This window comes from Rhizobium sp. NPDC090279 (assembly GCF_044769665.1).
In the GTDB taxonomy this organism is placed as follows: domain Bacteria; phylum Pseudomonadota; class Alphaproteobacteria; order Rhizobiales; family Rhizobiaceae; genus Rhizobium.
The window spans coordinates 356,660-375,087 of record NZ_JBIVYI010000004.1 but is presented as its reverse complement, the minus strand read 5'-3'; the positions used below and the strand labels follow the sequence as shown (position 1 = coordinate 375,087).

Annotated in this window: 15 protein-coding genes; 8 read left to right on the top strand and 7 right to left on the bottom strand. The window is 61.3% G+C overall.

The features are described 5' to 3' along the window. The first annotated feature begins 94 nt into the window (after positions 1-94). Positions 95-985: a transcriptional regulator GcvA gene (gene gcvA, locus ACIQWP_RS12500; RefSeq protein ID WP_402787151.1), complete on the top strand. Its 891-nt coding sequence runs from the start codon at positions 95-97 to the stop codon at positions 983-985. A gap of 210 nt (positions 986-1,195) precedes the next feature. Then, positions 1,196-2,593 (top strand): hypothetical protein, encoded by a 1,398-nt coding sequence (locus ACIQWP_RS12495; RefSeq protein WP_402787148.1) that lies wholly within the window; start codon positions 1,196-1,198, stop codon positions 2,591-2,593. A gap of 6 nt (positions 2,594-2,599) precedes the next feature. Here the strand turns inward: ACIQWP_RS12495 and ACIQWP_RS12490 are convergent, their stop codons facing one another. From ACIQWP_RS12490 to ACIQWP_RS12475, 4 genes are all read right to left on the bottom strand, one after another. Beyond that, entirely contained in the window at positions 2,600-3,685 is a 1,086-nt protein-coding gene (locus ACIQWP_RS12490) for a glycosyltransferase family 4 protein (RefSeq protein WP_402787145.1), read from the bottom strand. Between the two features lie 81 nt (positions 3,686-3,766). Beyond that, positions 3,767-4,390, bottom strand: a complete 624-nt coding sequence (pncA, locus tag ACIQWP_RS12485) for a bifunctional nicotinamidase/pyrazinamidase (RefSeq protein ID WP_402787142.1) — start codon at positions 4,388-4,390, stop codon at positions 3,767-3,769. Positions 4,391-4,500: 110 nt separating this feature from the next. After that, positions 4,501-5,784, bottom strand: coding sequence for a sugar MFS transporter (locus ACIQWP_RS12480; protein ID WP_402787139.1), 1,284 nt, complete (start codon positions 5,782-5,784; stop codon positions 4,501-4,503). A gap of 262 nt (positions 5,785-6,046) precedes the next feature. Then, a complete protein-coding gene (locus ACIQWP_RS12475) occupies positions 6,047-6,670 on the bottom strand; it encodes a TetR/AcrR family transcriptional regulator (RefSeq protein WP_402787136.1) in 624 nt (207 codons plus the stop codon). 170 nt (positions 6,671-6,840) lie between these two features. Between ACIQWP_RS12475 and ACIQWP_RS12470 the strand changes: the two genes are divergently transcribed. Next, entirely contained in the window at positions 6,841-7,578 is a 738-nt protein-coding gene (locus tag ACIQWP_RS12470) for an SDR family oxidoreductase (RefSeq protein WP_402787133.1), read from the top strand. A 65-nt stretch (positions 7,579-7,643) separates the two neighbouring features. On the opposite strand, the gene ACIQWP_RS12465 is transcribed toward ACIQWP_RS12470, so the two are convergent. Beyond that, positions 7,644-8,561: a LysR substrate-binding domain-containing protein gene (locus tag ACIQWP_RS12465; RefSeq protein ID WP_402787130.1), complete on the bottom strand. Its 918-nt coding sequence runs from the start codon at positions 8,559-8,561 to the stop codon at positions 7,644-7,646. A gap of 106 nt (positions 8,562-8,667) precedes the next feature. Here ACIQWP_RS12465 and ACIQWP_RS12460 point away from each other — a divergent pair, with 106 nt between their 5' ends. Together ACIQWP_RS12460 and ACIQWP_RS12455 are read left to right on the top strand one after the other, a co-directional pair. Next, complete coding sequence (locus ACIQWP_RS12460; protein ID WP_402787127.1) at positions 8,668-9,393, top strand: SDR family oxidoreductase; 726 nt, start codon at positions 8,668-8,670, stop codon at positions 9,391-9,393. Between the two features lie 93 nt (positions 9,394-9,486). Next, a complete protein-coding gene (locus ACIQWP_RS12455) occupies positions 9,487-9,759 on the top strand; it encodes an Atu4866 domain-containing protein (protein ID WP_402787591.1) in 273 nt (90 codons plus the stop codon). Positions 9,760-9,836: 77 nt separating this feature from the next. On the opposite strand, the gene ACIQWP_RS12450 is transcribed toward ACIQWP_RS12455, so the two are convergent. After that, positions 9,837-10,472 (bottom strand): glutathione binding-like protein, encoded by a 636-nt coding sequence (locus ACIQWP_RS12450; protein ID WP_402787124.1) that lies wholly within the window; start codon positions 10,470-10,472, stop codon positions 9,837-9,839. A 150-nt stretch (positions 10,473-10,622) separates the two neighbouring features. Here ACIQWP_RS12450 and ACIQWP_RS12445 point away from each other — a divergent pair, with 150 nt between their 5' ends. After that, the gene (locus ACIQWP_RS12445) at positions 10,623-10,985 is read left to right on the top strand and encodes a winged helix-turn-helix transcriptional regulator (protein ID WP_402787121.1); all 363 of its coding nucleotides are present in this window, start codon (positions 10,623-10,625) and stop codon (positions 10,983-10,985) included. 99 nt (positions 10,986-11,084) lie between these two features. On the opposite strand, the gene ACIQWP_RS12440 is transcribed toward ACIQWP_RS12445, so the two are convergent. Next, positions 11,085-13,550 (bottom strand): ATP-dependent helicase, encoded by a 2,466-nt coding sequence (locus ACIQWP_RS12440; protein ID WP_402787118.1) that lies wholly within the window; start codon positions 13,548-13,550, stop codon positions 11,085-11,087. Positions 13,551-13,914: 364 nt separating this feature from the next. Here ACIQWP_RS12440 and ACIQWP_RS12435 point away from each other — a divergent pair, with 364 nt between their 5' ends. Together ACIQWP_RS12435 and ACIQWP_RS12430 are read left to right on the top strand one after the other, a co-directional pair. Continuing rightward, on the top strand, positions 13,915-15,081 hold the full coding sequence (locus ACIQWP_RS12435; RefSeq protein WP_402787115.1) for an efflux RND transporter periplasmic adaptor subunit: 1,167 nt from the start codon (positions 13,915-13,917) through the stop codon (positions 15,079-15,081). Next, positions 15,081-18,233, top strand: coding sequence for an efflux RND transporter permease subunit (locus ACIQWP_RS12430; RefSeq protein ID WP_402787588.1), 3,153 nt, complete (start codon positions 15,081-15,083; stop codon positions 18,231-18,233). The genes ACIQWP_RS12435 and ACIQWP_RS12430 overlap by 1 nt, the downstream gene beginning before the upstream one ends. Positions 18,234-18,428: the final 195 nt, after the last annotated feature.

Below are 18,428 nucleotides of genomic sequence, written 5' to 3'. Positions count from 1 at the left end.
GATTTGATTGCTTCAAACTTACCGACGAAATATCATCTTTCTCGCGCGGGAGCGAAGCAGTTACGCTCTCATTTAACAGTAGAAAAACTATCGCATGAACGGTTCACTCGGTAAACTTCCTTCTCTTAACGGCCTGAAGGCATTCGAAGTGTCCGCGCGTCATCGCAGCTTCCGGCTGGCCGCCGAGGAGCTCGGGGTTACGCAGGGTGCGGTGGCGCAGCAGGTTCGCGGGCTGGAAGCCGAACTTGGCGTAAAACTGTTCGAGCGGATGCCGCGGACCCTGGTTCTGACAGGCGAGGGCCGCGGCTACATCGCCGATATCAGGCGTGCCTTTGAGATCATCGCCGAGGCGACGGGCGATCTCAGGCCGCAACCCGTCAGGCTCACCATCAGCACCACGCCGACATTCGCATCGAAATGGCTGATCCCACGACTGCCGGATTTTACGGCCCGTCATCCCGATCTCGATCTCCATATCCTGGCGACGGAACGTATATCGGGGTTTCAGGTGGATGGAGTGGATCTTGCCGTCCGCTACGGGCGACCACCCTTCGGACCGGGACTGGCGACCGAGCTGCTGTTCGAGCAGGAAATCATTGCCGTTTGCAGCCCCGTGCTGTTGCGTGACCGAAAGCCGCCGAAGACATCGGAAGAGCTTGCGGACTATGTGCTCCTTCATGACGCCCATAATTCTTGGCCGGAATTCATCGACAGGCATTTCGGACGGGCAGCGCAAGCTTCCTATAAGGGGATCAGTTTCAGCCAGACATCGCACGCGATCGAGGCTGCCATTGCCGGGCAGGGGATCGTTCTTGCGAACCGCGATTTCGTCGCGCGCGACATGGCGGAGGGCCGCCTGACGCAGATAATCGAGGGGTCGCTAAGCGGTCCCTCCGACTTCTATCTCGTCTGGCCGCGCTATCGGAAATCCCCTGCGCTCGAGACCGTGATCGGCTGGATCAGCGAAGAGGCAAGGCGGAAATGATCGGATGATGCGGTGCCGCATCATTGCCAGGATCTTTGCCTTGCCGATCGAGCAGATTTTTGGAGAGTGGGATCGTGTGGCGGGCAAACGGCTCATATCGCCGAGCAGGCTAGAGCGCGACATCATCTTTGATGGCTCTTGTATCCCCGATACCGGAATTCATCGCGCGGGATTAGCGCTTTTCTCAATCTTTTGCTGTTAGCTGCCGACATGGCAAAGATCGTGGCATTGGCGGCATATTTCTATCAGGCGGCGGTAGCCTTCGGACTGCTGATCGCGGTCGCGCATCTGCTGGCTCCGGCGGATTATGCCGGTTATTCGCTGTTCATCTCGATCAGCCAGTTCGCGGCAATTTTCTGCTTTGAATGGGTCCGCTTTGCCTGCAGCCGCTTCTATCCCGGGCAGGGGCCTGACAGCGAGGCGCTGGAGCGCAAGGCGCTCACCGTCGAATTCGCGGCGTGCTCGGCGCTCTGCCTGATTGCCGCCTCCGTTTCGATCTTCTTTTCGGTACCGGCGGAGATTGCCGTGCTCGGCGGTCTGGTCGCGATCTTCCAGGGCGGCAGCGACCTGCATCTCACCATGCTCCGCTTCCGTCAGGAGTTTCGCGTCTTCTCTCGGCTGCAGGGCTCGCGAGCCACCATTCTCGCCATCGGTACGCTTGCGGGTGCGGCCGTTGCTCCGAATTTCACATCCACCGTCATCGGTCTGATGGCTGGCTATGTGGCCTATGGTCTCCTCGCTGCATTTCTGACCCGCAATAGTCTGCGCGAAGCGGCGCCCTTCAAGCCGTCGCTGGTGCGCAAGCATTTCGTCTATGGCAGCGTTGCAGCCAGCGCCTCCGTCATCGGCATGCTGACGCCGCTCGGGTTGAAGTCCATCCTCACGGCCATGCTGGGGGCAGGCGGCGCTGCCGGCGCGCTTCTGGCGCTTGACCTGCTGCAGCGACCTTTCGTGCTCATCGTTTCCGCCTTGCAGGCGATCCAATATCCCGATGTTGTCACGACCTATGATCGTGACGGCGCAACGCCCGCCTTTGCCAAGCAACTGGGGGAATATTATTCGCTGCTGACCGGCCTCACCCTGATGACGGCCGCCGGTATTTTCGCGTTGCTGCAGCCGGTTGGGCAACTGGTCATCGCGGCGGGTTTGCGCGCCGAATTTCTGGCCGTTGCCCCCTTTGTCATCGGCCTTGCGACATGCCGCGCTCTGACTGCCAACATGATGCCGACTCCCGCACATCTGCAGCATCGGCTGCTGACGATTTTCCTGCTTGCCGCGCTGGATTGCGTGTTGCTGAATGCCGGCACCCTCGCCGGCGGCTATCTCGGCTCATTTGGCGATGCTGCCCTTATGGCCGGCGGCATGATTGGTGCGCTCTGCGCCATGACGATCGGTGTGAAGGTCATGACGTCTCTTTCATTCAATTTCGTCTGGCCACCCGTTACCTTCTCCGCCGTCGGGCTCGCCGTGCCGGTGCTGGCGACAGCCGGGTTCGCCTATTCGCTGTGGATATCGGTGGCGGTCGGGGTTATCGGCGGCGCGCTCTTTTGCCTGCTCGGCCTTTACAGCTATTTCGTGACCATGTTCCGGCCGCAGGCTAGGTCCTGAGATCTCTCAGAGATCTTCGAGAATGGACAGCACGCGGTCTGCGCTGCCATCCCAGGAGAAACGCGCGACGTTCTCGTGGCCGCGTCGGCGCAGGTCCTGGCGCAACGCGTCGTCCGTTGCGATCCGGCGCATGGCGGTAACAAGCTCATCCTGTTGCGAAGGGTCGAAGTAGAGCGCAGCATCGCCCGAGGCTTCGCGAACGGCGGGAATATCGGCTGCGAGCACCGGGCAGCCCTGCGTCATGGCTTCCAGCGGCGGGATGCCGAATCCTTCATAGAGACTTGGGAAGACGAAGGCGGTGGCATGGCGCTCAAGGGCGACGATCTCCGCATCGCTGAGGCGCCCAGGAAAGAGCAGGCTGTCGTTGGATTGCTGGCCTTCCGATTTGAAGACGGTTGGCGCGGAGCCGCCGACGACCACGAGTTTCTGGTCTTCATCCTTCAGCGCTTCGAAGGCGCGGATGGCGAAATCGAGGTTCTTGTTCGGCTTCATCGTTCCCACCAGCAGGAAGAAGCTGTTCTCCTTCAACCCGAGCCGTTGCATGACGGCCTCATCCGGTTCGATGGCGGCGAAATGATCGACGGCATTGTAGACGACGTCGATGCCAGCCGACGGAACCCGGAATACGGAGGCTAGTTCCTGCCGCGAGAATTCGGAGACAGTGCCGATCTTGGCGGTGCGCGTCAGCACCGTGCCAAGCGCACCGTGCAGCAGGCGATAGCTGCGCTTGAAGGACTGCGGATGGCGAAAGATCGTCACGTCATGGATGACGACGGCCTGGCGGCGATGCAGCAGCGGGCCGCTGCCGCCGAAGCCGATCAGCCGGCTGCCGCGCGAGTGCGAAAGCAGTGATGTCTGCTCCCAGACGTGACCGGGGCCGGACCCGAAGCTGTCGATTTCGATGGCCGAGAGCCTGATATCGATGGGCGTATTGCGCGGCACGGCCAGCCGCCAGCGCGCGCCTTTCAACGAGGCGGGCAGGGCGCCTGTCGAGATCTTGCGGTCGAGCGCCAGCGTCAGCTCGCGCGCGAAGCGCTGTACGCCGGACAAGGGCTGGCCGAGGAAACGCCCGTTGATGACAATCGACTGCACGCTAAGTGTCCCGACAACTTATTGATGAGACATAGCTTGCATCATTTTGTTTAGAGAAGGTTTAGCTTGGTTCGCGCGATTTTAGGTAAGCGCGTCCTTGCTGCTGGCAATGGTGACGCCGCGCGCTCGCATGTCGTCGATCGCAGCCTTGACCCCGGCGGGATCGATGCCGCGGCTCGCGTCTTCGATAAAGCGAACGGTGACGCCGGGCAGCATTTCGACTGCATCGAGCGCCGAAAACTTGACGCAATAGTCCGTCGCGAGCCCGCACAGATCGAGCGCGGTAACGCCCTTGCTGCGCAGATAGGCTGCCAGACCCGTGAGGGCTGCCTGGTCGTTGTCGCGGAAGGCGGAATAGCTGTCGACTGCGGGGTTCTGGCCCTTCTGCTGGATGAAGTCGAATGCAGCCATATGGAGGTCGGGATGGAACGCGGCATCTTCGGTGTTCTGGACGCAATGATCGGGCCACATCATCTGCGGCTTGCCCGAGAGCATGCCGATTTCGAAGGGCTTCTTGCCTGGGTGGGCAGAAGCGAAGCTGCCATGACCGGCCGGATGCCAGTCCTGCGAGGCGACGATCAGATCGTAGTTGTCGCTGTCGATGAGCTTGTTGGCGATCGGCACCACCTGATCTCCATCCGGTACGGGCAGGTGACCGCCGGGGCAGAAGCCGTTCTGGATGTCGATGAGCAGCAGTGCTTTCATGAGGCTTGTCCTTCCCTTTTGTTGCGCTGCACGATGCCAAGCGGCGCGCTCCGGATCAAGCCCTTTGCGCCCCGCCGAAAACCTCGGCGGGGCGCAATTCTGAGCTAGTCTCAGGCCGGCTTGTGGCCCTTGAGGCCGTAGAAGGCAATATAAAGGTAGCAGATGATCGGCATCAGGAAGGCGAGGTGAATGCCGATCGAATCGGCGAGGCCGCCCTGGATGACCGGGAGGATTGCGCCGCCGACGATGGCAAGGCACAGAATGCCCGAGCCCTGGCTCGTATATTTGCCGAGGCCATGCAGCGCCAGGCTGAAGATCGTCGGAAACATGATGGAGTTGAACAGGCCGATGGCCAGCACCGACCACATGGCGACATGACCTGTCGTGAGCACGGTCACCAGCAGAAGAATGATCGCAATAGCGGCATTGAAGGCGAGCGCCTTGCCATCATCGATGTGGCGCATGATTGCAGAGCCGACGAAGCGCCCGATCATGGCGCCACCCCAGAAATAGGAGACGTAATGGGCGGCATCCGCCTCGGAGAGGTGGGCGATGTCAGGCTGGCTCAGGAAGTTGACGAGGAAGCTGCCGACGCTGACCTCGGCGCCGACATAAAGGAAAATGCCGATGGCGCCGAGCACGAGGTGGCGATACTGCCAGGCGGAGCCGCCGCCGCGCATCGGTTCGACCGTTTCCTCATCCTCGACTTCGGGAAGCTTGAGAGCCGCAAACACGGCGGCGAGGACCAGGAAGGCCACGGCGAGCAACAGATAGGGGAACTTGACGGCACCGGCTTCGGCAAGCCGCATGGCGTCGAGCTGCTCCGGCGTCGCATTGGCTGCTGCAACGGTTGCGGCAGACAAGATCAGCATCGCGCCGAAGTACGGCGCAATCGTCGTGCCGAGCGAGTTGAAGGCCTGCGTCAGGTTCAGGCGGCTGGCTGCGGTGTCGGGTGGTCCCAATACGGTGACATAAGGATTGGCGGCGACCTGCAGGATCGTGATGCCGGTGGCGAGCACGAAGAGCGCGCCCAGGAAAAGGGCATAGACGCGATAGCTGGCGGCCGGGATGAAGAGCGCGCAGCCAACCGCCGCGATCGAGAGGCCGACGACGATGCCCCACTTGTAGGTGATACGCTTCACGAGCGCTCCCGCCGGCAGCGATACGATGAAGTATGCGCCGAAAAAGCAGAGCTGAATGAACATCGCTTGGGTGTAATTGAGCTGAAAGACGCTCTTCAGGTGCGGGACCAGAATGTCGTTCAGGCAGGTGATGAAGCCCCACATGAAAAAGAGTGAGGTGAGTGCGATAAGCGCGAATTGATAATTGCCCTGGCCATGGCGTGCGGATGCACGGGCGCTGGTGGGCGCAGAGCTTGTTGCTGAGCCAGCCACTTTTTTATCCTTGGTTCTTGTTGTTGCCAGGCTTCGAGATCCGACCCGGGCGAAAGCCCCGAACGGGCCGAAAGAAAGACAGGCAGCGGCTTGCCGAGATGCCCGCAGGAGGCGCGGAATCCCGAAGCCGCTTAGATCGATATAATCGATTAGGCTCATATTGGTAGCTTGCTAGTGATGCGGATTTTGCAATGCTGCAATGCAATCACTTGCAAGCTTGGAATAGCAGGCCAGCCCTCTGACTTTGGGCGATGCCCTGATTTTACGCCGGTTGACGATCCCAGCCTAGATAGCCGAGCACAGCGCGCTTTACGCGCTGCGCCAACAGGTCTTTATCCTGATCGCCGTGTTCTCCGGCGGCATCGACCATTCCCTTGATGATGGCAACCACATCGCGACTTGCGACATCGATATCGGCCTGCGGCGGCAGGTCTGGCCGCTGGAGCGTTGCGCGCGTGAGCTCGAAGAAACGCATCTTCACCTGTTCGGTGGCGGCATCGAGCGGCAGGCGCGCTTCCTCGAAATCGAGCAGGCGGGCAAGGGCAGGGCGGCGAAGCTGCTGTTCGACGCAGGGCAGAATCAACGCCGATAGAGCTTCCCCGGCGGTGGGCTGGGCGGCGGCATTTTCCGCATCCTCGACGAGGCGGCTTGTCTCGCGAAAGATCAGCGCCCCGATCAACGCATCCTTGCGCGGAAAATATTGGTAAAGCGAGCCGACGCTGACGCCGGCCCTCTCCGCGACGGCATTGGTGGAAAAGGCTTCATGGCCGCGCTCCTCCAAAATGCGAGCTGCAGCTTCCACGATCGCTTCGACGGTCGCGAGCGAGCGGGCTTGTTTCGGCGCTTTTCTCGGCGCGGGGCGGCTCTTCAGGGCGCTTTCGGACATGTTCCCGGAATGCGAGTAGCAAAAAGCGAATTATCGCTCATATTACAGATCACGGCCCAACGACACAAGCGTTCCAGCGACATCCGGGGATGGAGTTCCTTCGGCGTGTTCGAGAGCGCATGTGCGCGCACCGCTCGCCGTTACGAACGGAAGAACAAAGGAGAGAATACATGTCCAGCGAAATCAGAACCGCAATCGTCACCGGCGCATCGAAGGGTATCGGGGCTGCCATTGCGAGGCAGCTTGCCGCCGATGGTTTTCAGACCGTCGTCAATTACGTATCGAGTTCCGCCGAGGCTGAGGATGTCGTCGCCGGTATCGAGGCGGCGGGCGGTCGTGCGCTTGCGGTCCGCGCGGATGTGGCTGAGGCTTCGGCTGTGGCGGCATTGTTCGATCGTGCTGAAGCCGAGTTCGGCAGAGTCGATGCCCTCGTCAACAATGCCGGGATCAGCAAATTCTCACCGATGGCCGAGGTTACGGATGAGGATTTTCAACAGCAGATCGCCGTCAACCTCACGGGCACCTTCAATGGAATGCGTGAGGGTGCAAAGCGGGTGCGCGATGGCGGCCGCATCATCAACCTGTCGACGAGCATTATCGGCCATTATTCCCCCGGTAATAGTGTCTACGCGGCGACGAAGGCGGCGGTGGAAGCCATGACGCATACACTCGCCAAGGAACTGGGCCCGCGCGGCGTCACCGTCAACGCCGTTGCGCCGGGACCGATCGCTACGGAATTGCTGTTCAAGGGACGCTCCGAGGCTCTGATCCAGCGGCTGATCAACGACATTCCGCTCGGCCGTCTCGGGTTGCCGGAAGAGATCGCCCAGATCGTGTCGTTTCTCGCCAGCGCCGAGAGCGGTTGGATCAACGGCCAGATCATCCGGGCGAATGGCGGCCGTAACTGAGGTCGGCGGTGAGCGCCTGAAAATCTGAGATAGCCCAGGGGCGGCAAAGCGGATGATCCGGTTCGCTAGTCGCTCGCCCGCGCTTCGTCGCCGGCGGGAAAGCGCCTTATATGCTCGATCAGCGCCCGAAGCTTCGGGGCGGTGTTTCGCCGGCTTGGATAATAGAGATAGAAGCCCGCAAAATAGGGGCAGTATTCTTCCAGAACCGGCAGCAGTTCGCCGCGGCCGATGAAGGGGCGGAAACTCTCCTCCATGCCAAAGGATATGCCGGCACCGGCCACGGCAAGCTTGATCATTAAGCCCATGTCGTTGGTGGTAATGGTCGAAGGCACCGCGACACTGAATTCCTTGCCCGCCTCAGCGAACTCCCAGCGATAGGGTGCCGATTTCGGAGAAGGGCGCCAGCCGATGCAGGCATGGCCGGCCAGCTCCGCCGGGTGCGTAGGCACTCCGAAACGCTGGCGGTAGGATGGCGCGCAGACGGCGAGTTGCCGCTCCGTGCCCGCGATCGGCACGGCGATCATGTCCTGCGCGATGACCTCTCCCAGCCGCACTCCCGCATCATAACCTTCGGCAACAATATCGAACTCCTCGTCCGTGACGGTAACATCCAGTTCCACCTCGGGATACTGGCGGACGAAGCGGGCGAGGAGCGGTCCGGCCAGAAAACGTTCGGCGATCGAGGAGACCGCAAGCCGCAGGCGGCCGCGCGGAAGTTCCGTCAGCGCTTCGGTCTTTTCCAGCGCGGCGCGCATTTCGGCAACGGCCGGTGCCACCTTCTCATAAAGCCGTTCGCCGGCTTCGGTGAGGCTGACGCTGCGTGTCGTGCGCAACACAAGCGCGATGCCGAGATTTTCTTCCAGACGCCGGATCGTCTGGCTGACGGCGGAGCGTGTCACGCCGAGCCGTGTCGCCGCAGCCCGGAAGCTCCGCTCCTCCGCAACGAGCGCAAAGACCGCGAGCGCATTCAGATCTGGCTCCATTGGTTATTTTTTCTTTCCAATCTGGCAAGGAAGTGATGGCTTATCGAAACAATAGCCGATCCGTACAGTCAAGGCCTCATAACATGGACCACGAAAGGATGAGGTCATGCCGATGGACAAAGTTATTCTGATCACAGGTGCTTCGAGCGGGATCGGCGAGGGTATTGCCCGCGAACTTGCCGCCGCCGGCGCGAAAGTGGCTCTGGGCGCAAGGCGCGTGGAGCGCCTGGAGGCGCTGGCTGCCGAATTAAGCGCGGCGGGCGGCGCGGTGCTCGCCCATCCCCTCGATGTGACGGACCGCCAGAGCTTCGATGCCTTCGTGAATGCTGCCCGCGAAAAATGGGGACGCGTCGACGTCATCGTCAACAATGCCGGCGTGATGCCGCTATCTCTGATGGCGTCGCTGAAGGTAGAGGAATGGGACCGGATGATCGATGTCAACATCAAGGGCGTGCTCTATGGTGTCGCCGCGGTTCTGCCTGAGATGATCTCTCGCAATTCGGGCCAGATCATCAATATCGCGTCGATCGGAGCGCTTGCCGTCTCGCCCACGGCGGCCGTCTATTGCGCCACGAAATATGCCGTGCGGGCGATCTCCGACGGGTTGCGGCAGGAGCACAAGACGTTGCGCGTGACCTGCATCCATCCCGGCGTCGTCGAAAGCGAGCTTGCCCACACGATCACCGATCCAGTCGCCGTGGAAGCCATGAAGACCTATCGCGCCATCGCCTTGAAGCCCGATGCCATCGCCCGCGCCGTGCGCTTCGCCATCGAGCAACCCGTGGATGTCGACGTCAACGAGATTGTCGTACGCCCGACGGCCAACACCTAAGCGGCGGTGGAGACGGCCGTGCCTATCCAGAGTCTCGCCATGGCTCTTGCTGTCTGCGCCATATTCATCTTCACATCCGAGGTCTACGCCACCATGAACAACAAGCCTGTTGCATCTGCGGCCACCCAGCAGAACCATCCCTATGCCGGCATGTGGGTTACCGCCGATGGCTACGTGCGCCACAATCTGCTGCCGAACGGCCGTTATGACGAAGCACGCGGCCGGCGCGAAAGCGCCTATCAAGGGCGCTACGAGGTTCGCGGCAATCACATCGATTACTGGGACGATACCGGCTTTACCGCCGACGGAGACTTCATCGATGACGTACTCCATCACGGCGGCATGATCCTTTATCGCCAGAAGTAGCGTTTGCTGAATGACGCCACCGCGAGACTGGGAATGTCTCGCGGTGGCTTTTCTCTTGCTGTTCGCCATGATGGCTATCAGTCAAACGCCAGTCCTTCCTCCAGGATGGATTTACGCACCGCATCGCGTTGCCTCATGCGGCCATACCAGGCCTGGAGATTGCGCAGTTCGTCGAAATGGATGCCGGCTTTATAGTAGGATTTGAGCCATGCGGCCTGGCCCCATCCGGTCAGTGCAAACAGATAGGCATCGGCAACCGTGAAGCTGTCGCCCATGAGGAAGGGGCGGTCGGCGAGGTGCGCGTCGATCCATTGATACCGCTTTTCGAGCTTCGGTCTCGCCGTCTCGACATAGTTTCCCGCCAGCCGCGCATAGAGAAGCGGGATGAATCCCTTGTGGATCTCAGTCGACAGGAAACCGAGCATTTCCTGCAGCTTGTAGCGTTCCATCGTGCCGGCGGCCGCAGCCAGTCCGGATTCGGGCTTCAGATCCGCCAGATACTGGACGATGGCCGGTCCCTCCCTGAGACGGCTGCCGTCGGCGAATTCGAGAAGGGGGACATAGCCGTGCGGGTTGATGTCATAGAAATCCAGCCCGGTCTCGGTCTTGTGGCTGGTATGATCGACCTTGATCAATTCCACGTCCAGGCCGAGTTCGTTGATGACGATATGGGGCGAGAGCGAGCAGCTTGCCGGCAGATAATACAGTTTCACGAGGGATCTCCATGGTGGTTTCCAGTGCCAGCTTCCGGTTGGAAAGACTGTCGCTGGAGCATGTAGTCCGCTTGGTATGGAATAGTAAGAACGGAAAAGTTTGACATCTAGGTACAAAAATTATACCAGCTTGCGCATGAGGTATGCGCAATGAAAAAGACCGTCACGGGCTGTTCAGTCGAGGAGGCGATGCATTTGCTGGGGGGGCGCTGGCGGCTGCTGATCGTCTCCTACCTGGTCGATGAACCCAAGCGCTTCAACGAGTTGCGGCGGCTGATGCCCGGCATCTCGCAAAGAATGCTGACGCTTGATCTGCGGGCGTTGGAGCAGGCAGGCCTTATCCGCCGCACGGTCTATCCGACGGTTCCGGTGAAGGTTGAATATTCGTTGACAGGGGATGGGCGCCGGTTGGAGAAGGTGGTGGCCGTGGTCAAGGAATTTGGATTGTGGCTGAAGGACCGGGATAAGCAGGTGCTCGCAGGGCGTGAGGTTTCACCAGCGCTCACGGTCTAAGTCTCGCCAATCGGGATTTGTCTTCTCGATCAGCCTGATCCTTGCGATTGCACGGGGCTCGACCCTCTAGTCCCAAACCAGATGGCCCGCTTTTTCCGATCAAACCCTCTCCACAAACCCGTCCAGCACGCGCTTCTGCCCGGCGCGGTCGAATTCGATCGTCAGCTTGTTACCTTCGATCCCGGAGACATTGCCGTTGCCGAACTTGATGTGGAAGACGCGGTCGCCGATGGTGAATTTCGAGGGTTCGGTGGAGGTGGATTTGGCCACCAGCTCGCCGTCGATGGTGCGCACCTTCGGGCCGCTTTCGCCATAGCCGATGCGTTCGACGGCGTGACCCGAGCGGCTGCCCCAATTGTCGCGGGTTGCGTCGTTGCGGTTTGCCTGCGCGCGCTTCCAGCCGGGCGTCGAATAGGAATTGGCGAAGGGCTCGGCCTTGTCGAAACGCGACTGGCCGTAGCCGCCGCGACCATACCCGCCATAGGATTGCTCGACTTCAGCGACCTGAACATGCGTTTCCGGCAGCTCGTCAAGGAAGCGGGAGGGGATGGTCGATTGCCAGAGGCCGTGGATACGGCGGTTGGAGACGAACCATATGTGGCAGCGGCGCTTGGCGCGGGTGATGCCGACATAGGCGAGGCGGCGCTCTTCCTCCAGACCTGCCCGGCCGCTTTCGTCGAGCGAGCGTTGATGCGGAAACAAGCCTTCCTCCCAGCCGGGCAGGAACACCGTGTCGAATTCCAGACCCTTGGCGGAGTGCAGCGTCATGATGGAGACGGCGTCGAGATTCTCGTTCTGCTCGGCGTCCATGACCAGCGACACGTGCTCGAGGAAGCCGCGCATGGATTCGAAACTATCCATCGAGCGGATGAGCTCTTTCAGGTTTTCCAGGCGTCCCGGCGCTTCCGCCGATTTGTCGTTCTTCCACATGTCCGTATAGCCGGACTCTTCGAGGATCTGCTCGGCAAGCTCGGTATGCGGCGTGTTTTCGAGCAGGCCCTGCCAGCGGCGGAAGGACTGCACGACGTCGAACAGTGCCTTGCGCGCCTTCGGCTTCATCTCGTCGGTTTCGATGATATCGGTCGCCGCCGCCAGCATCGGAATATCGCGGGCGCGGGCATAATCATGCAGCGCGCGCACGGTGGTGTCGCCGAGGCCACGCTTCGGCGTGTTAACGATGCGCTCGAAGGCGAGATCGTCGGCCGGCTGGCAGACGAGGCGGAAATAGGCCATGGCATCGCGGATTTCGAGGCGCTCATAGAAACGAGGGCCGCCGACAACGCGGTAGTTCAGGCCGAGCGTGACGAAGCGGTCTTCGAATTCGCGCATCTGAAAGGAGGCGCGCACGAGAATCGAGATGTCGTTGAGATTGTGCTTGTTGCGCTGCAGCTGCTCGATCTCTTCGCCGATGGCGCGGGCTTCCTCCTCGGAGTCCCAGGAGGCGTGTACCTGCACCCTGACGTCGTCGGGATCGGAGCGATCGGTGAACAGAGTCTTGCCGAGCCGGCCCTCATTGTGAGCGATCAGATGCGCGGCGGCACCGAGAATATGCTCGGTGGAGCGGTAATTGCGCTCAAGCTTGATGACCTTGGCGCCGGGAAAATCCTTTTCGAAGCGAAGGATGTTGTCCACTTCCGCGCCGCGCCAGCCATAGATCGACTGGTCGTCGTCGCCGACGCAGCAGACATTCTGCAGCTCGCCCTTCGGCCGCTGCGCCAGCAGGCGAAGCCACATATACTGCGCCGTATTGGTGTCCTGATACTCGTCGACCAGGATGTAGCGGAAGCGCTGGTGATAATCCTTGAGAATATCAGGATTCTGCCGGAACATATTGATCGGATGCAGCAAAAGATCGCCGAAGTCGCAGGCGTTCAGCGTCTTCAGGCGGTTCTGATAGGCGGCATAGAGTTCGCGGCCCTTGCCGTTGGCAAAAGCGCGCGCATCGCCCTCGGGAATTTCGGCCGGGCTCAGACCCTTGTTCTTCCAGGTGTCGATCATGCCGGCGAACTGTTTGGCCGGCCAGCGCTTGTCGTCGAGCCCTTCCGCCTGGATCAATTGCTTGATCAGGCGGATGACATCGTCGGTATCGAGAATGGTAAAGCTGGAGGTGAGGCCGACCAGTTCGGCATGACGGCGCAACAGCTTGACGCCGATCGAGTGGAAAGTGCCGAGCCAGGGCATGCCTTCGACGGCACCGCCAACGAGCAGCGCGATACGTTCCTTCATCTCGCGTGCTGCCTTGTTGGTGAAGGTGACGGCGAGGATCTGGCTGGGGAAGGCGCGGTTGGTGGACAGGATATGGGCGATGCGGGTGGTCAGCACGCGCGTCTTGCCGGTGCCGGCGCCCGCAAGCACCAGAACGGGGCCGTCGAGTGTTTCCACAGCTTCCGCCTGCTCGGCATTGAGGCCCGAGAGATAGTCCGGCCGGCGGCCGCTGTCGCGTGCCGCCATGGCGCGGGCGGCAATGCCGCCGCCGATGCCGCCGGCAGCCGGTGCGGGGCGTCGCGGCGCCAGGTGCTCCGGCTCCTCGTCAAAGAAGGGAATATCGTCATGTCCAATGGTCATGCGGTCCAATGTAATGATTCTACCCTGAAAGGCAAAAGAAACGGGCCGAAACTAGAACAAAAAGTGCACATTCACAGGGTAAAATGCCCGCGGGAAGGCCATTTTTCATATCGGAATGGATCGACCGAGGCGCCGCTGAAACGTCTCGTTGTCCGCGCCGAGATTGCAACTTTGTCATAATCTGTGGCAAAACTTGCCGCATATGCTCAAAGACACGATATTGCAGCAAATCGGGCACAATCTTGCTTTATAGAGCCGGCTGATCCGAATTTGGCCCCCGGTTAAGTGCGCTGGGTGAGAGGGGCCGTACAGAAAACCAACGACGCGATTTCATCGCCTCTGACACAACGAGCCGGAGACGTGCATGACCGCCTGGAAGCAGCTTTCCTTGTCTTTTTTCTTGCTGGCAGCCGGCATTGCCGCTGTCGTGGCCTTCGTGCCGAGTGCGGCAGGCCTGCTGCAGAAGGTCGGTGTTCCCGAAGCCGTCGTGGCCTGGATCGCACCGCGCGATGACGCGGCCGACGGGAAAACAGAGACGAAGGCAAGCTCCGGCGGGCGGCGCGGTCAGAACATACCGCTTGTCGTGACCGAACCTGTGGTCAGCGGCATCGTCAACGATCGCCTGAGCGCGATCGGTACCGGTGATGCCATCCGTTCGGTGGTCGTCATGCCGCAGGCGGCGGGCACGATCCGGGAAATCCTCATCAAGTCCGGCGACAGGGTCAAGCAGGGCCAAGTGCTGGCGCGTCTCGACGACGACGAGCAGATCATCGCCCGTGGCCAGGCGGAAGTGGCGCTGAAGAGCGCTGTCGAAAAATCCCAGCTCTACCGCAATATCAAATCCACCGTTTCGCGCATGGATGTGTTCGATGCCGAGATCGTCGAGCAGGGCGCCAAGCTCGCGCTGCAATCGGCTGAGCTGGCGCTGAAGCGTCGCGATGTCGTCGCGCCGATCGACGGTATCGTCGGTATCGTGCCTGTGGTCGTCGGCGACAACGTGACGACGGCGACCAACATCGTCATGCTGGACGACCGCTCGGAAATCCTGGTGGATTATTGGGTGCCGGAGCGCTTTGCCAATACCGTCAAGGTCGATCAGTCGGTGGAAGCGACGTCTGTGGCGCTGCCGGGGCGTGCGTTTTCGGGTGCCGTCGAGGCGATCGACAATCGTGTCGATGGCGCGAGCCGGACGCTGCGCGTACGCGCCCGCATCGACAATGCCTCCGACGAGCTGCGTGCCGGCATGTCCTTCAATGTCGGCATGCGCTTTGCCGGCGAATCCTACCCCTCCGTCGATCCTCTGGCCGTGCAATGGGATGGCGCGGGCGCTCATGTCTGGCGCGTTGTCGACGGCAAGTCGAGGAAAGTGCGTGTCAGCATCGTGCAGCGCAATCCCGATGCCGTTTTGGTCAGAGGCGAACTCCACAATGGCGATCTCATCGTCATCGAAGGATTGCAGCGCGTGACCGAGGGCGGCGCGGTTCGCTTTGCCCGTGATGTCGCCGACGCCAGGGAGGTCATTACCCAATGATGACGGATGGCGATGACGCGACGAATGCCGGCTCGGCTGCTGCCAAGCAGTCCTTTACCGCACTCTTCGTGCGGCGGCCGATCCTGGCGCTGGTCTTCAATACGCTGATGGTGGTTGCCGGTCTTGCCGCCTATTTCGGCGTCGAGGTGCGCGAACTGCCTGATGTCGATCGTCCTGTCGTGACTGTCAGAACCGTGTTCGACGGTGCATCGCCGCAGACCGTCGATCAGGAGCTGACGAAAATCATCGAAGGGGCGGTGGCTCGCGTCAGCGGTCTGAAATCGGTCTCTTCAAGCTCGTCCTTCGGCCAGAGCAGGGTGACGCTGGAGTTTTCCGACGCCACCGATCTTTCGGTTGCGGCCAATGATGTCCGCGACGCCATCGGCCGCATCGCCGAACAATTGCCCGATCAGGCGGATGCGCCGCAGATCGTCAAGGCGGATTCGGACTCGCAGCCGATCATGCGCCTCGCCGTCACGTCCAGCACGATGACGATGGACGACCTGACGCAACTCGTCGACAAGGAAATCCGGGACAGGCTCGCTTCGGTCGAGGGCGTCGCCGATGTCGAGCTTTATGGCGATCAGGAGAAGGTCTTCCGCATCGATGTCGATCAGGCGGCGCTTGCCGGGCGTGGCCTGACGATCGGCGATCTGACGACGGCACTTTCGACCGCCGCACTCGACGTGCCGGCCGGATCGTTGAAGAGCGCGCGTCAGGATATCGTCGTGCGTGCCACGGCCGCATTGCAGACGCCGGAGGATTTTTCCCGGCTGATCATTAAGGATCGCGTGCGGCTTTCCGATGTCGCGACCGTGACACTCGGACCGCGGGACGGCACGACGGCACTCCGCTCGAACGGCGTACAGGGCGTCGGTCTTGGCATCATCCGCCAGGCGCAGTCGAACACGCTGAATATTTCCGAAGGCGTGAAGGCGGTCGTCGCACAGCTGTCGAAATCGCTGCCTAACGGTACGCGCATCGTTGTGACGAGCGATGACGCCCTGTTCATTCAGGGTGCGATCCATGAAGTCGTGCTGGCGCTGGTGCTGTCGGCGCTGATCGTCACGGCGGTCATCTATCTCTTCCTGCGCGACTGGCGGGCGACGCTGATCCCGGTCGTCACCATGCCGGTGGCGCTCATCGGCACGCTTGCCGCGCTCTATATGGTCGGCTTCTCGGTCAATATTCTGACGCTGCTGGCGATCGTGCTTGCGACCGGCCTCGTGGTCGACGACGCCATCGTCGTGCTGGAGAATATCGTGCGCCGTCGAGCCGAGAAGATCGGGCCGCGGGCGGCCGCCGTGCTCGGCACGCGGGAGGTGTTCTTCGCGGTCATCGCGACGACGGCGACGCTTGCCGCCGTGTTCATTCCGCTGTCGTTCCTGCCGGGGCAGGTGGGTGGCCTGTTCCGTGAGTTCGGTTTCGTGCTTGCCTTCTCCGTGGGCCTCTCGTCGATCGTGGCACTGACGCTGTGCCCGATGCTCGCCTCGCGGATGCTGACCAAGGAGATGCGCGAGGAGCATGGCGCGCTCGGGCGTTTCGGCGAGCTTTTCTCCGGTGTCTATCGCCGTACGCTCAAGGCCTGTCTCAATGCGCCTCTTGTTGTCATCGTCTTCTGCGCGGCGTTTTCAGCCGCCGCTGTTTTCGCGTTCATGAACGTGAAAAGCGAGCTGACGCCTAGCGAGGACCGCGCGATGGTCATGCTGCGTCTCACCACGCCGCAGGGTGCCGGTCTCGATTACACGAAGGACCAGCTGCAGCGCGTGGAAGAGCGGCTGCAGCCGCTGATGGATAGCGGCGATATAAGAAATATCTATGCGATATCAGGCATGAACAGCCAGAAGAACAGCGGTTTCATGGTGCTGACGCTGGCGCCCTGGAGCGAGCGCCATCGTACGCAGCAGGACATCGTCACTGACATCAACCGTGCCATGGCCGGCGTGCCGGCGCTTCGCGGCAATGTCATCCAGGCCAACAGCCTGAGAATTCGCGGCGCCGGCAGCGGCCTGCAAATGGCTCTCATCGGCAACAATCACGAGGCGCTGACCGAGGCGGCGCTGAAGCTGGTAGAGGAACTCGACAAGACAGGCCGATTCGACACGCCACGGCTCAACAACGAGCCGACACAGGCCCAGGTCTCCGTTACCATCGATCGGGAGCGCGCTTCCGATCTTGGGGTCGATATTGCGGGCCTTTCGATCGCGCTGCAGTCGCTGCTTGAGGGGCGTTCGGTGGTCGACGTGTTCGTCGCCGGCGAATCCTATCCGGTGCTGCTGACGTCGACGATGCGGCCGATCGACGATCCCACGGATCTCGAAAACGTCTTCCTGAAGACCGCCGACGGCAAGATCGTGCCGATGTCGGTTATTGCGTCGCTGAAGGAGAATGCGGTTGCGCCGCAGTTGACCCGCGAGCAGCAGCTGGCTTCCGTCGCGATCACCGTCGGGCTCAAGAACGGCATGTCGCTCGGGCAGGCGGTCGACGAGGTGACACGGATCGCCACGCCGCTCTTGCCGGCCGGTGCGCGGTTGATGCCGCTCGCCGAAGCGGCGACATTGGAGGAAAACTCCAGCGGCATGGCGCTCACCTTCGGCTTTGCCATCGTTATCATCTTCCTGGTGCTGGCCGCGCAATTCGAAAGCGTGCTGTCGTCGGTCATCATCATGTCCACAGTGCCGCTCGGCCTCGCCTGTGCCGTCTTTGCGCTTGTCATCACCGGTTCGAGCCTCAACATCTACAGCCAGATCGGCCTGGTGCTGCTTGTCGGCGTCATGGCGAAGAACGGCATCCTGATCGTCGAATTCGCCAACCAGCTCCGCGACAAGGGCGAAAGCGTGCGCGAGGCGATCGAAAAAGCCTGCGCGCTACGCCTGCGGCCGGTCATGATGACGATGATCGCGACCATTCTCGGTGGCGTACCACTCGTCTTTGCCGCAGGTGCCGGTGCCGAGGCGCGCATTGCGCTCGGCTGGGTCATCGTCGGCGGCCTCGGGTTCGCGACGCTGGTCACGCTTTACATCACGCCGGTCGCCTATCTGCTGATTGCGCGTTTTGCAAAGCCGCAGACGCACGAGGAGCAACGTCTGCATGACGAGATGTCTGACGCGGCGCTGCGCTCGAAGCTCGCGAATCTAAGGGCCGCGGAATAGGGCGGGCACGGGCGGGTTGCGCCTGTTGCCGCTCCTGCGCTTATTTATGGTGAATCAAGCGTGTCGCTTAGCGCTTTATTAAGTATGTTTGCTAATCATAGCGGCATGTAACCGCTGGAGCGAAGGTGTTGTTTTTGCCTTGCTCCCCGTTCGCCGACACGCTCGGCCCGCGCGCATGAGCGCCCGCGGCAAGGT